Annotated in this window: 14 protein-coding genes and 1 tRNA gene; 9 read left to right on the top strand and 6 right to left on the bottom strand. The window is 69.7% G+C overall.

Annotated elements, in window-relative coordinates; translation table 11 throughout:
* Window positions 1-170 precede the first annotated feature (170 nt).
* The 4 genes from topA (at window position 171) to C1N74_RS10995 (ending at window position 6,292) form a co-directional block, all read left to right on the top strand.
* Complete coding sequence (gene topA / locus C1N74_RS11010; RefSeq protein ID WP_103842314.1) at window positions 171-2,876, top strand: type I DNA topoisomerase; 2,706 nt, start codon at window positions 171-173, stop codon at window positions 2,874-2,876.
* Window positions 2,873-3,511 carry a dTMP kinase gene (gene tmk / locus C1N74_RS11005; protein WP_064955050.1) on the top strand — a complete coding sequence of 213 codons (639 nt, stop codon included), beginning with the start codon at window positions 2,873-2,875 and terminating at the stop codon, window positions 3,509-3,511. The genes topA and tmk overlap by 4 nt, the downstream gene beginning before the upstream one ends.
* A 76-nt stretch (window positions 3,512-3,587) precedes the next feature.
* A complete protein-coding gene (locus tag C1N74_RS11000) occupies window positions 3,588-4,742 on the top strand; it encodes a DNA polymerase III subunit delta' (protein WP_103842316.1) in 1,155 nt (384 codons plus the stop codon).
* Entirely contained in the window at window positions 4,739-6,292 is a 1,554-nt protein-coding gene (locus C1N74_RS10995) for an alpha/beta hydrolase (RefSeq protein WP_137750533.1), read from the top strand. Before C1N74_RS11000 ends, C1N74_RS10995 begins: the two co-directional genes overlap by 4 nt.
* 88 nt (window positions 6,293-6,380) lie before the next feature.
* Here the strand turns inward: C1N74_RS10995 and C1N74_RS10990 are convergent, their stop codons facing one another.
* The 4 genes from C1N74_RS10990 to C1N74_RS10975 form a co-directional block, all read right to left on the bottom strand.
* A complete protein-coding gene (locus C1N74_RS10990; RefSeq protein ID WP_137750532.1) occupies window positions 6,381-7,187 on the bottom strand; it encodes a nucleotidyltransferase domain-containing protein in 807 nt (268 codons plus the stop codon).
* A 146-nt stretch (window positions 7,188-7,333) separates the two neighbouring features.
* Entirely contained in the window at window positions 7,334-7,993 is a 660-nt protein-coding gene (locus C1N74_RS10985; protein WP_023955016.1) for a methionine ABC transporter permease, read from the bottom strand.
* Window positions 7,986-9,023, bottom strand: coding sequence for a methionine ABC transporter ATP-binding protein (locus C1N74_RS10980; RefSeq protein WP_023955014.1), 1,038 nt, complete (start codon window positions 9,021-9,023; stop codon window positions 7,986-7,988). Before C1N74_RS10980 ends, C1N74_RS10985 begins: the two co-directional genes overlap by 8 nt.
* 68 nt (window positions 9,024-9,091) lie before the next feature.
* Window positions 9,092-9,988, bottom strand: a complete 897-nt coding sequence (locus C1N74_RS10975; RefSeq protein ID WP_023955012.1) for a MetQ/NlpA family ABC transporter substrate-binding protein — start codon at window positions 9,986-9,988, stop codon at window positions 9,092-9,094.
* A gap of 230 nt (window positions 9,989-10,218) precedes the next feature.
* On the opposite strand from C1N74_RS10975, the gene C1N74_RS10970 reads away from it, so the two are divergent.
* Window positions 10,219-10,294, top strand: a tRNA-Thr gene (locus tag C1N74_RS10970).
* A gap of 68 nt (window positions 10,295-10,362) precedes the next feature.
* Here C1N74_RS10970 and C1N74_RS10965 read toward each other — a convergent pair.
* Both C1N74_RS10965 and C1N74_RS10960 read right to left on the bottom strand, forming a co-directional pair.
* Window positions 10,363-11,490 carry a Gfo/Idh/MocA family protein gene (locus tag C1N74_RS10965; protein ID WP_064955044.1) on the bottom strand — a complete coding sequence of 376 codons (1,128 nt, stop codon included), beginning with the start codon at window positions 11,488-11,490 and terminating at the stop codon, window positions 10,363-10,365.
* A complete protein-coding gene (locus tag C1N74_RS10960) occupies window positions 11,487-12,251 on the bottom strand; it encodes a sugar phosphate isomerase/epimerase (RefSeq protein WP_181405603.1) in 765 nt (254 codons plus the stop codon). Before C1N74_RS10960 ends, C1N74_RS10965 begins: the two co-directional genes overlap by 4 nt.
* Before the next feature lie 188 nt (window positions 12,252-12,439).
* Here C1N74_RS10960 and C1N74_RS10955 point away from each other — a divergent pair, with 188 nt between their 5' ends.
* From C1N74_RS10955 to C1N74_RS10940, 4 genes are read left to right on the top strand one after another with little or no spacing between them, the layout of a single operon-like run.
* The gene (locus C1N74_RS10955) at window positions 12,440-13,018 is read left to right on the top strand and encodes a TetR/AcrR family transcriptional regulator (protein WP_071919331.1); all 579 of its coding nucleotides are present in this window, start codon (window positions 12,440-12,442) and stop codon (window positions 13,016-13,018) included.
* A 27-nt stretch (window positions 13,019-13,045) separates the two neighbouring features.
* The gene (locus C1N74_RS10950; protein ID WP_023955005.1) at window positions 13,046-13,483 is read left to right on the top strand and encodes a hypothetical protein; all 438 of its coding nucleotides are present in this window, start codon (window positions 13,046-13,048) and stop codon (window positions 13,481-13,483) included.
* A 60-nt stretch (window positions 13,484-13,543) separates the two neighbouring features.
* Window positions 13,544-15,748, top strand: a complete 2,205-nt coding sequence (locus tag C1N74_RS10945) for an efflux RND transporter permease subunit (RefSeq protein WP_258317916.1) — start codon at window positions 13,544-13,546, stop codon at window positions 15,746-15,748.
* A complete protein-coding gene (locus tag C1N74_RS10940; protein WP_023955001.1) occupies window positions 15,745-16,329 on the top strand; it encodes an isochorismatase family protein in 585 nt (194 codons plus the stop codon). The genes C1N74_RS10945 and C1N74_RS10940 overlap by 4 nt, the downstream gene beginning before the upstream one ends.
* The last annotated feature ends 3 nt before the right edge of the window (window positions 16,330-16,332 follow it).

Raw genomic sequence — 16,332 nt, 5'->3', positions numbered from 1 at the left:
CGTCGCATCGCGTCGTCGCAGACGGGCCTGTGGAGGGTGTATTCCGCGTGCGTGCGCGCGCCCGCGCGGCCCTCGCGGCCTGGCATGCCGACGGAAGGATATGGCGCGCCGTTCCCAGCGTCCTCCATCGTGTGGCGCGTGTATGGTGTGCGCTGGAGAAAGGAAGACTCGTGGCAGGCGGCAAGAAACTCGTCATCGTCGAGTCCCCGACCAAGATGAAGTCGATCCAGGGCTACCTGGGCGACGAGTACGAAGTGCTCAGCTCGGTCGGGCACATCCGGGATCTCGCTAAGAAAGAGGACATCCCGGCCGACAAGAAGCAGGCGTACGGCAAGTACTCCATCGACGTCGAGAACGGCTTCGATGCGTATTACGTGGTCAGCGATCGCAAGACCAAGACCGTTGCCGAGCTCAAGCGCGCCCTGAAGGACGCCGACGAAGTCCTGCTCGCCACCGATGAAGACCGCGAGGGCGAGGCGATCGCCTGGCACCTGCTCGAGGTGCTCAAGCCCAAGGTCCCCGTCAAGCGCATGGTCTTCCACGAGATCACCAAGGACGCCATCCGCGCGGCCGCCGACAACACCCGCGAGCTCGACCTCGCGCTCGTCAACGCGCAAGAGACCCGCCGCGTCCTCGACCGGCTCTACGGGTGGGATGTCTCGCCCGTGCTCTGGCGCAAGATCGGTTCCGGCCGCGACGGTCAGGCGCTGAGCGCCGGCCGCGTGCAGTCCGCCGCCACCCGCATGGTCGTCGAGCGTGAGCGCGAGCGGATGTCGTTCGTCTCGGCGTCGTACTGGGACATCGAGGCCCACGCGGCGAAGGACGGCGGCTCGTTCTCGACGCGCCTGGCGCGGCTCGACGGTGCTCCGCTGGCCCGCGGCACCGACTTCGATGACGCCGGCGCGCTGAAGAAGGCGGTCGTCGTCCTCAGCGAGAAGGACGCCCGCGAGCTCGCGACCGCGATCGAGAAGGCGGCCACCGCAGCCGTCACCGCGGTCGAGGCCAAGCCCGGAACCCGCAGCCCCAAGCCTCCGTTCACGACCTCCACGATGCAGCAGGAGGCCGGCCGCAAGCTCTCGATGAGCGCCAAGCACGCGATGAGCGTCGCCCAGCGTCTCTACGAGAAGGGCTACATCACCTATATGCGCACCGACTCGACCGCGCTCTCGGCGCAGGCCGTGACGGCGGCGCGCACGCAGGCGGTCGCGCTCTATGGCGACCGCGCGGTTCCCGCTAGCCCGCGCTCCTACCGCAACAACGCCAAGAACGCCCAGGAGGCCCACGAGGCGATCCGCCCCTCGGGCGAGGAGTTCCGCACGCCCGCATCCGTCGCCTCCGGTCTCGACCGCGACGAGCAGCGCCTGTACGACCTCATCTGGAAGCGCACCGTCGCCAGCCAGATGTCGGACGCGAAGTACGAGACCACGACCGTCACGCTCGAGGTCGACGCCGGCGGCAAGCGCGCAGCGTTCACGGCATCCGGCACCGTATACACCTTCAAGGGCTTCCTCGAGGCGTACGAAGAGGGCAACGACGAGAAGCGCGGCGACAACGACCGCTCCGCAGACCAATCGCTGCCACCGGTCGCCGTGGGCGACGCACTCGCGCTGTCGGATGTCGAGCCCAAGGGGCACGCGACGAGCCCGAAGCCCCGCTACACCGAGGCGAGCCTCGTCAAGGCGCTCGAGGAGAAGGGCATCGGCCGTCCGTCGACCTTCGCGAGCATCATCGACGTCATCCTCGAGCGCGGCTACGTCACCAAGCGGGGCCAGGCGCTCGTGCCCAGCTGGCTCTCGTTCAGTGTCGTCCGGCTGCTCGAGCAGCACTTCTCCGACCTCGTCGACTACGACTTCACGGCCGCGCTCGAGGACGACCTCGACGCCATCGCACGGGGCGAGCAGGCGCGCGAGGCGTGGCTGAAGGAGTTCTACTTCGGCTCGGACAACCACGTGGGCCTGCGCAACATCGTCGAGAACCTCGGCGACATCGACGCCCGCGAGCTGAACGCGACGCCCATCGGCGACGTCGCGACGCTGCGGTTCGGCAAATACGGCCCGTACCTCGACGTTCCGGTCGGTGACGGCGAGACGCGCATCGTCAACGTGCCCGACGACCTCGCGCCCGACGAGCTGACGCCCGAGAAGGCGCAGGAACTCATCGACGCTCCTGTCGCCGGCGACCGCGTTCTCGGCGAGAACCCCGAGAACGGCAAGCTCATCGTCGTCAAGGACGGACGCTTCGGTCCCTACGTGCAGGAGCTCGAGCCCGAGCCCGAGGAGACCGTCGACGAGGCGACCGGCGAGGTCGCCCCCGCCAAGAAGAAGACGACCAAGAAGAAGGAAGCGGCTCCCAAGCCGCGCACCGCGTCGCTGTTCAAGTCGATGAGCGTCGACACGGTCGACCTCGAGCAGGCGCTCAAGCTGCTGTCGCTTCCCCGCGTCGTGGGCGTCGACCCCGAGTCGGGCAACGAGATCACGGCCCAGAACGGCCGCTACGGTCCGTACCTGAAGAAGGGCACCGACTCGCGCACCCTCGCGAGCGAGCAGCAGCTGTTCGACATCACGCTCGAGGAGGCCCTCGCCGTCTACGCGCAGCCCAAGTACGGGGCTCGCGCCGCATCGAGCGCGCTCAAGGAGTTCGAGGCCGACCCCACCAGCGGCAAGCCGATCAAGCTGAAGGACGGCCGCTTCGGTCCCTATGTCACCGACGGTGAGACCAACGCGACGATCCCGCGCGGTGAGAACGCCGAAGAGATCACGTTCGAACGCGCCGTTCAGCTGCTCGCCGACAAGCGCGCCAAGGGCCCCGCGCCCAAGCGCAAGACGGCGGCGCGCAAGACCACGACGACGCGCAAGCCCGCGGCAAAGAAGAAGTGACCGGCACCGCGGACCGCGGGCTCTGGATCACCCTCGAGGGCGGCGACGGGTCGGGGAAGACGACGCAGGCGACCGCCCTCGAGGCCTGGCTCCGCGAGAGCGGCCGAGAGGTCGTGCGCACGCGCGAGCCGGGCGGCAGCGACGTGGGCGTGCTCATCCGTGACATCGTTCTGCACCACCGTGGCGATATCGCTCCGCGTGCCGAGGCCCTGCTGTACGCCGCCGACCGCGCTCACCACGTCGCGACCGTGGTCCGTCCGGCCCTCGAGCGCGGCGCCGTCGTCGTGCAGGACCGGTACCTCGACTCATCCGTCGCCTATCAGGGCGCCGGACGCGTGCTGGACGCCGGCGAGGTGCGCGACCTGTCGCTGTGGGCCACCGACGGCGCGCTGCCCGACATCACCGTACTGCTCGACCTCGACCCCGCCGCGGCTCGGGCACGGCTCGACGCCGACGACAAACCGTTCGATCGGCTCGAGGCCGAGAAGGCCGACTTCCACGAGCGCGTCCGCACCGCTTTTCTCGGGCTCGCCGCCGCAGAGCCCGAGCGGTTCCTCGTGCTCGACGCGTCCCGTCCGCCCGTCGACCTGTCCGTCGAGATCCGGGCGCGGGTCGAGCGTTCGTTGCGCGGCTGAGCTGCGTCGCCGCCGGTCCACTCGGCCGTGCGCCCGCGGGGTAACCGAGGTCGGAGGCTCCCCGTAGGCTGGACCCATGACCGCCTCCGCTCCGCTCGCACCACCGTGGGGCGAGGTCTGGGGTCAGGACTCGGCCGTCGCAGCGCTGCAGGCCGCGGCCTCCGATCCCGCGCAGCTCGCGCACGCCTGGCTCATCACGGGCCCGCCCGGCTCGGGGCGCTCGACGCTCGCGCACGCCTTCGCGGCCGCTCTGATCGCCGAGCCCGGTGACGAGGCCGCGATGCGGCAGGTGCTCGCCGGCACGCATCCCGATCTCACGGCGCTCCGCACCGAGGGCGTCGTCATCTCCATCCGCGATGCTCGGGCCCTCGTCGAACGGTCGTACTTCTCGCCCTCACTGGGGCGGTACCGCGTCATCGTCGTCGAAGACGCCGACCGGATGGTCGAGCGCACGAGCAATGTTCTGCTCAAGGCCCTCGAAGAGCCCCCGGAGCAGACGGTCTGGGTGCTGTGCGCGCCGAGCGACGCCGATCTGCTGCCGACGATCCGCTCCCGCGTGCGGACGCTGCGCCTGCGTGAGCCCGACGTGGCGGATGTCGCACGCCTCATCTCCGCGCGCACGGGGGTCGACGAGGCGGTGGCCGAGCAGTCCGCCCGTCTCGCCCAGCGCCACATCGGTATGGCCCAGCGCCTCGCGACGGATGCCGCCTCCCGTGAGCGCCGCGACGCGACGCTGCGCGCCGTGCTGGCGGTGCGCGGCGTGTCCGACGCCGTCGAGACGGCCGGCCGCATCGTGAGCGCCGCGACGGAAGATGCCAAGGCTCTGACGGCCGAACGCGACGAGTCCGAACGCGAGGCGTTGCGGCGCACGCTCGGGGTCGCTCCGGGGGCACCCGTGCCGCCCGCCGTGCGCGGTCAGCTCAGTGCGCTCGAGGACGAGCAGAAGCGTCGCGCCACACGGAGCCTGCGCGACGGCATCGACCGCGTCCTCACCGATCTCGAGTCGATGTACCGCGACACGCTGATGCTGCAGTTCGGCCGGGAGGGTGACCTGATCAATCGAGAGCTGTCGAGCGAGCTCGCTGCTCTCGCGTCGGCGTGGACGCCCGACCGCACGCTCGTCGTGCTCGACCGCATCTCGGCCACCCGCAGCGCCCTCGAAGGCAATGCGGCCCCCTTGCTCGCCCTCGAGAGCATGCTCATCACCGTCGCCAGCGGAAGGACACCGTGAAAGCTCCTCGTCGTCTGATCACCGTCGTCGCCATCGCCGCGGCCACGGTGACGGTTCTCACCGGATGCGTGTTCAAAGGAAGCCCCGATCAGGCATCGCCGGCGCCGAGCCGGACACCTGTCACCGACGGCGTCTCGGAAGACCTGATGCCGTTCTATGGTCAGGAACTCGAGTGGGAGTCCTGCAAGGGGGCCGACTCCGGCTCGTACGACTGCACGACGGTGCGCGCGCCGCGCGACTGGAACGATCCGTCCGCGGGTGAGATCGAGCTCGCGGTCGTGCGGCGGGCGGCGGGATCGGGAGACGCGCTCGGATCGCTGCTGGTCAACCCCGGCGGTCCCGGCGCGAGCGGATACGACCTCGTCGCCGACAGCGCCCGGTTCGCGGTGGGTTCCGTCCTGGCTGACGCGTACGACGTCATCGGGTTCGACCCGCGCGGCGTGGGCCGATCGAGCGCCGTGGCCTGCTTCGACGCCGCGGGCACCGACGCGTACTTCTTCGACATCCCGGCGGCGCCTCGCGGAACGCCGGAGTGGGAGGCCGAGCTGACGGCGCGCAACGAGCAGTTCGCCGCCGCGTGCGACGAGAACAGTGGCGGCATCCTGCCCTTCATCACGACCGAGTTCGCCGCGCGCGACATGGATCTGCTGCGCGCGGTGCTCGGCGACGAGAAGCTCAACTACCTCGGCTACTCCTATGGGACCTTCCTCGGCGCGACCTACGCCAAGCTCTATCCCGAGAACGTCGGCCGGCTCGTGCTCGACGGCGCGATCGACCCCAGCGTGTCGTCGCTCGATGTCAGCGCCACCCAGGCGGTCGGCTTCGAGTCGGCGCTGCGCGCGTTCATGGCTGCCTGCCTCGAAGAGGAGGACTGCCCGTTCCGCGGATCCGTCGACGACGCGATGACCGACCTCGGGACGCTGCTCGCGAGCGTCGATGCGTCGCCGCTGCCGGCATCCGATGGCCGGCGCCTCGGCGCGGACTCGCTCATGACCGCGATCATCGCCGCGCTGTACTCGCAGGACAACTGGCCGATCCTGAGGCAGGCTCTCTCGCAGACGCTGGCGGGCGACCCGCAGACGGCGTTCCTACTCGCCGACTTCTACTACGCGCGCACGCCCGACGGGCAGTACTCGGACAACTCGTCCGAGGCGTTCCGCGCGTACAACTGCATGGACTACCCGGTCGAGAACGACCCCGAAGCCGAGGCCGCGTCGGAGGCCCGCCTCGCGGTGGAAGCGCCGACGGTCGCGCCGTACTGGGAGGGCGTCGACGCGTGCGCCGTCTGGCCCTATCCGCCGACCGGTACCCGTGGCGAGATCACGGCTGACGGCGCCGCGCCGATCGTCGTGGTGGGCACGACCAACGATCCCGCCACGCCATACGAATGGTCCGAGTCGCTCGCCGATCAGCTTGCCTCGGGTGTGCTCGTCACGCGAGAGGGTGAGGGGCACACGGGGTTCCAGAAGGGCAACTCGTGCGTGGACGACGCAGTCGAGGCCTTCTTCATCGACGACACGGTGCCCGAGGACGGCCTCGTCTGCCGCTAGGCCCCTGCCCGTCTGCCTCCCGCGCGAAGTCCCACTTGGGCCGGGAATGCTGAGGCCATACCCGGCCCAAGTGGGACCTCGGCGGCGCTCAGGACGGGCGAGGCAGGGCGCGCAGCAGGTCGGTCGCTGTCCGAGCGCCCTCGGGTGACGCGTCGACCGCGCTGAGGGCCGCGGCGACCTGGATGTCGAAGTCAGCGGGCGCGGATGGGAGACGCGTCACGCCGCTGACGATGCCTTTCTCGTTGATGGCCCAGGTTCTGGCCTGGGCATGCCAGGCGTACGCCAGCCGCACTGCTGCATTGCTGAGGCAGAGGCCGACGTAGGCGGTGTCGCCGCGATCGGTGACTTTGGCCGCGGCGTCGACGAGGAAGTCCACCTGCCACAGGTCGTCGAGGAATGCCCGCCGCAGTGGCTCAGGGTAGGGGGCGAGGGCGTCGGCGTGGTCGCGCAGGAAACCCGCGCCGTCGACGAGGGGCTTCGCGAGCGTGACCTCGCCGGCGTATGCGACATCCAGGAATCCGAGAGGATGTCCCGGCTGCGAGTGGAAGGCGAATTCGCCCCGACGAGCCCTCTCGACCTGAGCTCGAACGCGGTCCACGTCGCGGATGATGACGTCGACGGGCATGCCGGCGATCGTCGCCCACGCGCCACTGTCCACCCACGGGCCCCAGCTTCCGGCTGGTCCGATTCTGACCGAGGTCGTTGCCCAGCGAGACACCGCCGCCGAGAGAGCATCGCGGTCGATTGTTCGCCCGTCGACGTACACACCCAGGTCGACGTCCGAGTCGGGGGAGTGCGTCCCGCGCGCTCGACTGCCCCCGAGCGCCACCGCGATGACACCGGGAGTCGCCGCGAGATCGCGCGCGATTCGCACCAGATCGCCGTCCGAGAGCATGCCGCCAGGCTAGCCCCCCTGCGAGGTCCCAGTTCGGCCGGGAACGGTGCTGTCATACCCGGCCGAACTGGGACCTCGGCGGGCACGGGCCCGGCCCAAGTGGGACCTCGACCGCGGGCGTCGAGACCCCTCGACGCGGCGGGCCGTCAGCGCCGCAGGATTCGGCGCGCGAGGGCGTTGCCGAGGAACTGCACCCCCTGCACGAGCAGGATGATGATGATCACGGCGGCCCAGGTGACCCAGGGGTTGAACTGGCGGAAGCCGTTCACGAGCGCGAACTGGCCGAGGCCACCCGCGGCGATCGCGCCAGCGACGGCGGTCATGTCGACGAGTGCGACCACGATGAAGGTGTAACCGAGCACGAGCGGGCCGAGCGACTCGCGCGGGACCAGCCGGAACAGGATGCGCGAGCGGCTCGCGCCGGCGGCGCGGGCGGCCTCGATCACGCCGGGGCGCACCGTCAGCAGGTTCTGCTCGACGATGCGTCCGATGGCGAACATCGATGCGATCGAGATCGCGAAGACGGCGAACTCGATGCCGATGCCGCGGATGCTGAACGCGCGGGCGAGGGGCTGGACCGCGGCCATGAAGATGATGAACGGGATCGGCCGGAACGTGTTGACGATCACGTTGACGATGCCGAACACGACACGGTTGGGGAACAGGCTGCCGGCCCGCGTGGCGTACAGCGCGAGGCCAATCAAGAAGCCCGCGATGCCGCCGAACAGCAGGCTCAGCGTGATCATGTAGAGCGTCTCGGCCGTCGCCGGCCACAGGTCGGGCAGCAGCTCGATGAGCCTATCCACGGGAGTCCTCCTCGATGAGCGGTGCGTGGGCGGATGCCGCGGCCACGGCGCGATCGACGGCATCCGTCTCTCCCGACAGAGCGAGCGTCAGATGCCCGAAGACGCGCCCACGGATGTCGTTGATGCCGCCGTGGATGAGCTCGAACCGCACCCCATGGGACGACAGCGCCGCGAAGACGTCTGCCTGCGGCGACTCGCCCTCGCGGATGGTGAAGGTGACGATGCGGCCGGGATGCCGCGCGCGCAGCGCCGCGAGCTTCTCGCCGGTGGGCGCTTCGTCGATGATGCTGGCCACGAACCGGCGAGTCGCGGCATGCGACGGTGCCGAGAGCACGTCGAAGACGTCGCCGCTCTCAATGACGCGTCCGTGCTCCATGACGACGACACGGTCGGCGATCGCACGGACGACCTCCATCTCGTGGGTGATGACGAGGATCGTCACGCCGAGCTCGGTGTTGATGCGCTTCAGGAGGGCGAGCACCTCCTGCGTCGTGTCGGGGTCGAGCGCGCTGGTGGCCTCGTCGGCCAGCAGGATGCGGGGACTCGTGGCGAGCGCTCGAGCGATGCCGACGCGCTGCCGCTGTCCGCCCGACAGCTGCTCGGGGTAGTTCTTGGCCTTGCCCGACAGCCCGACGAACTCCAGCAGTTCGGCGACGCGCTGCTTGACCTCGGTGCGTGAGCGTCCGGCGACCTCGAGGGGATACGCGACGTTGCCGGCGACGTTGCGCGAGTCGAACAGGTTGAACTGCTGGAAGATCATGCCGATGTCGCCGCGGAGGGCACGCAGCTCGCGCTCGCGGAGCGCGGTGATGTCGCGGCCATCGATCTCGACGCTGCCGCTCGTGGGCGTCTCCAGAGCGTTGACCAACCGGAGGACCGTGCTCTTCCCCGCGCCGGAGTACCCGACGATGCCGCATACGGATCCGGCCTCGATCTCGAGGTCGACGTCATCGACCGCGACGACCGGGTCACCGCCCTTCGTGGACGGGGGGAAGCGCTTGGTCACGCCGGACAGGCGGATGAGGGTCATGCGGGGGCTCCTCGAACGGGACATGCGTGTGCGGCCCGTCCGGTGGGGCGGGCCGCACACGCATGATGTCACTGGTTGGCGCGGATGTCGTCCTCGACCTGCTTCAGGGCGGAGGCGAGCTCGTCCTTCGGCGTCTTCACGAGCACGGCCGAGCCGCCGGACGCCTCCTGCAGTCCGTCGGTGACCGCCTGGGTGTCCTGGAAGATCTCGACGAGCTTCTGGTAGGTCGGGTTGTCGGCATCCTCGGCCTTGGCGGCGAAGATGTTGATGTACGGCTGCGCGCTCGGGTCGCTGGGGTCGTCGGTCGCGAGCGCGTCGTCGAACTTCAGTCCGGCATCCTCGACGAAGTCGTTGTTGATGATCGCGGCGGCGACATCGGGCAGCGACGTCGCGGTCAGGGCGGCGTCGAGAGCCTCGACCTTGACCTTCGAGCCGGGCTCGACGTCCGCCGTCGTGGAGAACACGGTGCCGCCGTCCTTGAGCTCGATGAGGCCCTGGGCCTGCAGCACGAGCAGGCCGCGGGCCTGGTTGCTCTCGTCGTTGGGGACGGCGACGGTGGCGCCTTCGGGGATGTCGTCGACCGAGTCGTACTGCGTCGAGTACAGGCCCAGCGGGTAGGTCGCGGTCGAGCCGACGGCTACGAGGTCGTCGCCGGCGTTCACGTTGTAGGTCGCGAGGTAGATGATGTGCTGGAACTGGTTGAGGTCCAGCTCGCCCGCCGAGAGCGCGGGGTTGGGCTGGGTGTACTCGGTGAAGTCGACGATGTCGACCTCGATGCCCTCGTCGGCCGCGGCCTCCTTGTAGGTCTCCCAGTAGGGGTCGCCCGCGCCGACGACGCCGATGCGCACCGGGCCGTCCTGTGCGGCGTCACCGGCGTCGCCGGAGCCGGCGTCCGACGCGCAGGCGCCGAGCAGCAGGGTCAGGGGGAGGGCCAGGGCGGCCGCGGTCAGAAGTCGCTTGGACATGAGTGGTGCTCCTCGGATCGGGCACCGCGGGGCGGTGACCCGCCCGTGCGCGACCGGGGTCGCGCTCGCCTCATCGCGGTGCCCTCCGACGGTAAGCGCCACGGGTGGACGGGGAGTAATCGTCGCGTAACACGGCGTCTCCCGATATAAGGGCGTCGGCCGCCCCGCCGGTTCGCGACGGGGTCTCGGAGCATGTAACATTGCTGATCGTGCATCGCACAGCGACGCGCGCCGCCTTAGCTCAGACGGCAGAGCGATTCACTCGTAATGAATAGGTCAAGGGTTCGATTCCCTTAGGCGGCTCCACAACGAAAGGCCCGGACTCCGAAGAGTCCGGGCCTTTCGCGTCCCCGCTGTGCGGGACGCCGCGCTGCTTACAGCGTCGCGGCGAACGGGTCGAAGTCGACCGGAACGGTGGGTACGGGCGCCACGGTGCTCGCGACCTTGACGAACTCGCCCGAGGCGGCAGATTCCTGCGCCGAGAGCATGACGTCGAGCACGTGGTAGCCGAGCTCGCCGGTGGCGACGTGGGGCCGGTCCTCCGCGATCGCGCGGACCATGTCGAGCAGGCCCAGGCCGCGGCCGGTGAGCTTGCCCTCCTGCTCGATCTCGATCCACTCCTGCTCGCCCCAGTTGCCGTCCGAGATCGACTTCCGCGCCTTGACGTAGGCGATGCGCCCCTCGAACTGGTTGGGGTCGGGGAGCACGATGGAGCCCTCGGTGCCGTGCACCTCGAACACGCCGTGGCGTTCGAGGGCCGAGTCGAAGCTCAGCAAGCTCGCCGCCTGCTGGCCCGCCTCGAAGGCGGTGATGACCTGCATCGTGGTGGGCACCTCGACGGGGAAGACGGTGCCCGCGTTGGGCCCGGCCTGAATGGTGCGCTCCTCGAGCTTCTTGCGTCCGACGGCGGCGACCCGGTCGACCGACCCGAACAGGCTGACGAGACCGCTGAAGTAGTACGGACCCATGTCGAGCAGCGGTCCGGCGCCCTGGGCGAACAGGAACGCGGGGCTCGGGTGCCAGAGGTCGGGACCGACGGTCTGGAACGTCGTCGACGCGAACATGGGCTCGCCGATGACGCCGCTCTGGATCGCGCGCTTCGCGGTCTGGAAGCCGGGGCCGAGGAGCGTGTCGGGTGCCGAGCCGATGCGCAGGCCGGCGGCATCCGCCTGGCGCAGGAGCTCCGCCGTGCTCTCGCGGTCGAGGCCGAGCGGCTTCTCGGTCCAGACGTGCTTGCCGGCGGCGATCGCGCGCGAGGAGATGTCGACGTGAACGGCGGGGATCGTCAGGTTGACGATGACGTCGACGTCGGGGTGCGCGAGGACGTCATCGGTCGTACCCCATTCGGCGACGCCGTGCTTCTCGGCCTGAGCCTTGGCGCGATCGACGTCGAGGTCGCCGAGGATGACGACGCGCACATCGGGGAAGGAACCCAGGTTCTCGAGGTAGGTGTCGCTGATGACACCGACGCCGACGAAACCGACTCCGACGGGCCCGGTCATGCGCTGACACCGTTCTCGCGCAGGAACGCCAGGCTGGCCGCGACGTCGGCGAAGACGTCACCGGGTGCCTTGTCGTACTCGACGACGGCGTACTTCAGAGCGGTGGCCGCGCGCAGCGACTCGGCGAGGGGCACATCGCCCGTGCCTGCGTGGCGCTGGTCGAGGCTGTCCGAGCCGAACTGCTCGGCGCCCGGAGCCCAGGGGTTGGATGCCGGCACGACGCCGTCCTTGACGTGGACGGCGATGAGCCGGTCGCCGAGGCTCGTCACGAGGGCGGGGACGTCCTGCCCGCCGGTGAGGGCCCAGAAGAGGTCGAGCTCGAGGGTGACCCGCTCGTCGAGGAGCGAGACGAAGCGCTCGTAGGCGCTCTGACCGTCGAACGACGCGACGAACTCCTGCGCGTGGTTGTGGTAGCCGACGCTCAGGCCGAATCCGGCGGCGATCTCGGCCTGCGCGTTGAGGCGCTCGGCGATGTCGGCGACGCCGTCCTCGGTGAGCCAGCGGTCGGGCGCGACGAACGGGTCGATGACCGTCTTCATCCCGATCGTGGCCGCGGCCTCGTAGACGACCTCGGGTGCGGGCGTCGGGATCGAGCCGTCGGGCGTCCAGAGCTCGTCGGTCAGCAGGGGAGCGTGACCGGTGGGGGAGGTGAGGCCGGCGGCATCCAGGGCCGCGCGGATCTCGGTCGGGCGCGAGACGAAGTCGAACGCCTCGACGTGTGCGAATCCGATCTCGGCGAGCTTCGCCAGCGAGCCGGACATGTCGGCGGAGAACTCCTTCGCAAGCGAATAGAGCTGGACGGATGCCTGGACCTGAGTCACAGTCGACCTTCTTTCGTACGTCATCGTGCGGGGTGCCTGTGGTGGCACGACGTCACGCTAACACGTAATACATCCAGGTGGAGGTTTTTTGTTACAGTCGCGGTGTGAGCAACGACGATCGCGCGGAGATGGGGCGTCCGGGCGCCTACGCCAAGGGTGTGGCGCGACGTCAGGAGATCCTCGACCGCGCGATCGAGGTCTTCCAGGAGCGTGGCCTGCAGGGAACCTCGCTGCGGCGCATCGCCGAGGCCATCGGGGTCTCGCACGCCGCGCTGCTGCACTACTTCGAGTCGCGAGAGCAGCTGCTCGTCGCGGTCTACGAGCACGCCGAGACGCAGCGCGGCCGCCGCAATCCGGTTCCGCCCGAGACGGCGGTCGGCGTGATGACGCGCGCCGCGGTCGACAACCTCGAGGTCCCGGGTCTCGTCGAGCTCTACTCGATCCTCGTCGCCGGAGCGCTCGAAGCGGGGAGCGAGCACGGCAAGCGGTTCTTCACGGCCCGCTTCGAGCGCATCCGTCGTGAGCTGACCGAGCGCCTGCGTTCGGAGCAGCGGGCGGGAACCGTTCGCGACGACGTCCCGGCCGAACAACTGGCGGCCCTGCTCATCGCGGCCTCCGACGGTCTGCAGATCCAGTGGCTCCTCGAGCCCTCGATCGAGCTCGAGCGTACGCTCGCCTCGCTGGCCGTGCTGCTGCGTCCGTCGTGAATCCGCGCCCGGCGTCAACCATACTGAGTGCATGACCCGAGCGACCCGCGTCCCGAGTCGGCGGCGCGCGTGAACGCGATCCTCGACGCGGTGCTCGAGATCCTCAGCTGGGCGGGATTCGGCGGCGCCGCCCTTTTCGCGGTCGCGCTCCTCGTGCTGTGGGCCGCCGACGGCACCTGGCTTCCGGCGGATGCGCTCGTGGACCACGAGCCCGACGGCACCTGGGTGCGCTGGTACGACGACGAGGGTGAAGCGAACAGCGCGCGGGTCGACGACCACACGGCGACGCTCCTCGCGGGCCGCGATCGGGCAGACATCTGGTATCGACACGGATGGCGGGGGAGGATGCGGTTGACCCGGCGACCGCCCGCGCATCGCCTCCTGGTCGGCCTGTCGTCCGGATTCCTCGCCGTGGGTGTGGCCGCGCTCGTCGCGTCGTGGATCGTCCTCTTCGCCCGCGGTTGAATCGGGCCAACGTCGGCCATCGGACTGGTGCATCTACATTTAGCTAGATAAGCTACCTACGTGAAGAGCGAACGAAATGTCCCGCGCTGGCTGCGCATCGGCATCCCCGCCCTGCTCGTCCTCGTGTGGCTCGTCGGCGGGTCGGTGGGCGGACCGTACTTCGGTCGCGTCAGCGAGGTGGCCACGAACGATCAGTCCTCGTTCCTTCCCGCCAGCGCCGACGCGACGAAGGTCAGCGAGCGGCTGACCGACTTCACCGGCGGCGATGAGATTCCGGCGGTCGTGGTGGCCGCGGCTTCCGATCCGCTCGACGAGACGCAGCTCGCAGCGCTCGGCGAACTCGGAACCGCCATCAGTCAGCTCGAGGAGGTCGGCGAGGTGTCGCCGCCCATCCCATCCGAAGACGGTCTCGCCGTGCAGGTCTTCGTGCCGATCGACGCCTCGGGGGAGGTGCGCGACATCGTCGAAGAGATCCGCGGGCTCGTCCAGCAGGACCTGCCCGCGGGTGTCGAGGCGTGGGTCACCGGCCCGGCGGGGTTCACGGCCGATCTCGCGGAGGGATTCCTCGGTATCGACGGATTGCTCCTGATCGTCGCGCTCGCGGCTGTGTTCGTCATCCTGGTCGTCGTCTACCGTTCGCCGCTGCTGCCGATCCTGGTCCTGCTCACGTCGGTGTTCGCGCTATGCGTCGCGCTGCTGACGGTCTGGTGGCTCGCGAAGGCCGACATCGTCGTGCTCAACGGGCAGGTCCAAGGCATCCTGTTCATCCTGGTCATCGGCGCGGCGACCGACTACGCCCTGCTCTACACGGCCCGATATCGCGAGGCGATCGGGTCGGGCGCGTCGCGCTGGGAGGCGACGCTGCGCGCTTGGAAAGGTGCGGTCGAGCCGATCCTCGCCTCGGGAGGAACCGTGATCGCGGGCCTGCTCTGCCTGCTGTTGAGCGACCTCGCGAGCAACAAGGCGCTCGGGCCCATCGCCTCGATCGGAATCGCCTTCTCGATGCTGTCGGCGCTGACCTTCCTGCCCGCGCTTCTGGCGCTGTTCGGTCGGGCCGCGTTCTGGCCGTTCATCCCGCGCACCGGCGCGATCGACCTTCCCGACGACCCGCGCGAACCGGTCCGCGGTCTCTGGCCGCGCCAAGCGCGCTTCGTCGCACGTCGCGCTCGGTCGGTCTGGATCGCCAGCACGGTCGTCCTCCTCGTCGGTGCAGCGGGGGTCCTGCAGCTCAACGCGAACGGCGTCCCCTCGAGCGATCTCGTGCTGGGCGCTTCGGAAGCGCGCGACGGTCAGGCGGCTCTCGCCGAACACTTCCCCGCGGGCTCGGGCAGCCCGGCGTCCGTCATCGTTTCGCAGGACCGTCTCGCCGACGCGCTCACCGTGCTCGACGCGAATCCCGGCATCTCGTCGGTCGCCGCCGTCGCAGCGGATTCGCCCACGGGACAGGTCTCGGTGGCGCTCGAGGACGGCGAGCCGGTCTTCGCCGCCGCTGGGCCGCCGGGCGCCCCGGCGCCCGAGCCGACGGTGTCGGAGGGCGACGTTCTGCTGTCGGTGACGCTGGCCGATCCGGCCGACTCGCTCGAGGCCGAGCAGACCGTGCGCGATCTACGGGCCGCCTTCGCCGATGAGGTCCCCGACGTCCTCGTGGGCGGGACGACCGCGACGAACGTCGACACCAACGACACCTCGATCCGCGACCGGACCGTCATCATCCCGGTCATCCTGGTCGTGATCCTGCTCATCCTGATGCTGCTGCTGCGCTCGATCCTCGCGCCGGTTCTGCTGATCCTGAGCACGATCCTGTCGTTCGGCACGGCGCTGGGCGTGAGCGCTCTCGTGTTCAACCACGTGTTCGATTTCCCGGGAGGCGATCCCGCCGTCCCGCTGTACGGCTTCGTGTTCCTCGTGGCGCTCGGGGTCGACTACAACATCTTCCTCATGTCGCGCGTGCGTGAGGAGACGCTTGCGCACGGCACCCGTCTGGGCATCGCGCGGGGCCTCGTGGCCACAGGAGGGGTCATCACGTCGGCGGGTCTCGTGCTCGCCGCGACGTTCGCCGCCCTCGGCGTCATCCCCATCCTGTTCCTCGCCCAGATCGCCTTCATCGTGGCGTTCGGGGTCCTGCTCGACACCTTCGTCGTGCGCTCGCTCCTCGTGCCGGCCCTCGCCCACGACATCGGCCCCGCCATCTGGTGGCCGTCGAAGCAGTGGCGTCGCGAAAGGGCCGTGCGGGCCGCTGAGACGGAGCGTACCCTCGACGCATGACCCGTGCCCTGTTCATCGTCGATGTCCAGAACGACTTCACCGAAGGTGGAGCGCTCGGTGTGACCGGGGGTGACGCGGTCGCTGCGGCGATCACGCGTCACCTCCGCGAGCACGCCGGCGACTACGAGATCATCGTCGCCTCGCGCGACTGGCATCACGGCGATCATGACAACGGCGGGCACTTCGCCGACGGCGAGCCCGACTACGTCGACACCTGGCCGGTGCACTGCGTCGCCGACACGGCGGGCGCCGAGTACGACCCCGAGCTCGACGTCTCCGCCGTGACCCATCACGTCAAGAAGGGGCAGGGCGTACCCGCGTACTCGCTCTTCGAAGGGACGACCGAGGAGGGGGATGTCGTCGCCGACCTGCTGACCCGTCACGGCGTCGTCGACGTCGACATCGTCGGCATCGCCACCGACTACTGCGTGCGTGCATCGGCGCTGGACGCGATCGCCCACGGTCGCCGCGTGCGCATCCTCACCGACCTCGTGGCCGGTGTCGCCGAGGAGTCCAGCGCGGCCGCCCTTGCCGAGCTCGCGCATGCGGGAGCCGAGCTCGCCGCCGGTTCCGGTCGCTGAGGC

This window comes from Microbacterium sp. SGAir0570 (assembly GCF_005491085.2).
GTDB classification, from domain to species: domain Bacteria; phylum Actinomycetota; class Actinomycetes; order Actinomycetales; family Microbacteriaceae; genus Microbacterium; species Microbacterium arborescens.
Note: the sequence above shows the minus strand (reverse complement) of the source record. Positions and strands in the feature narration are given on the sequence as shown.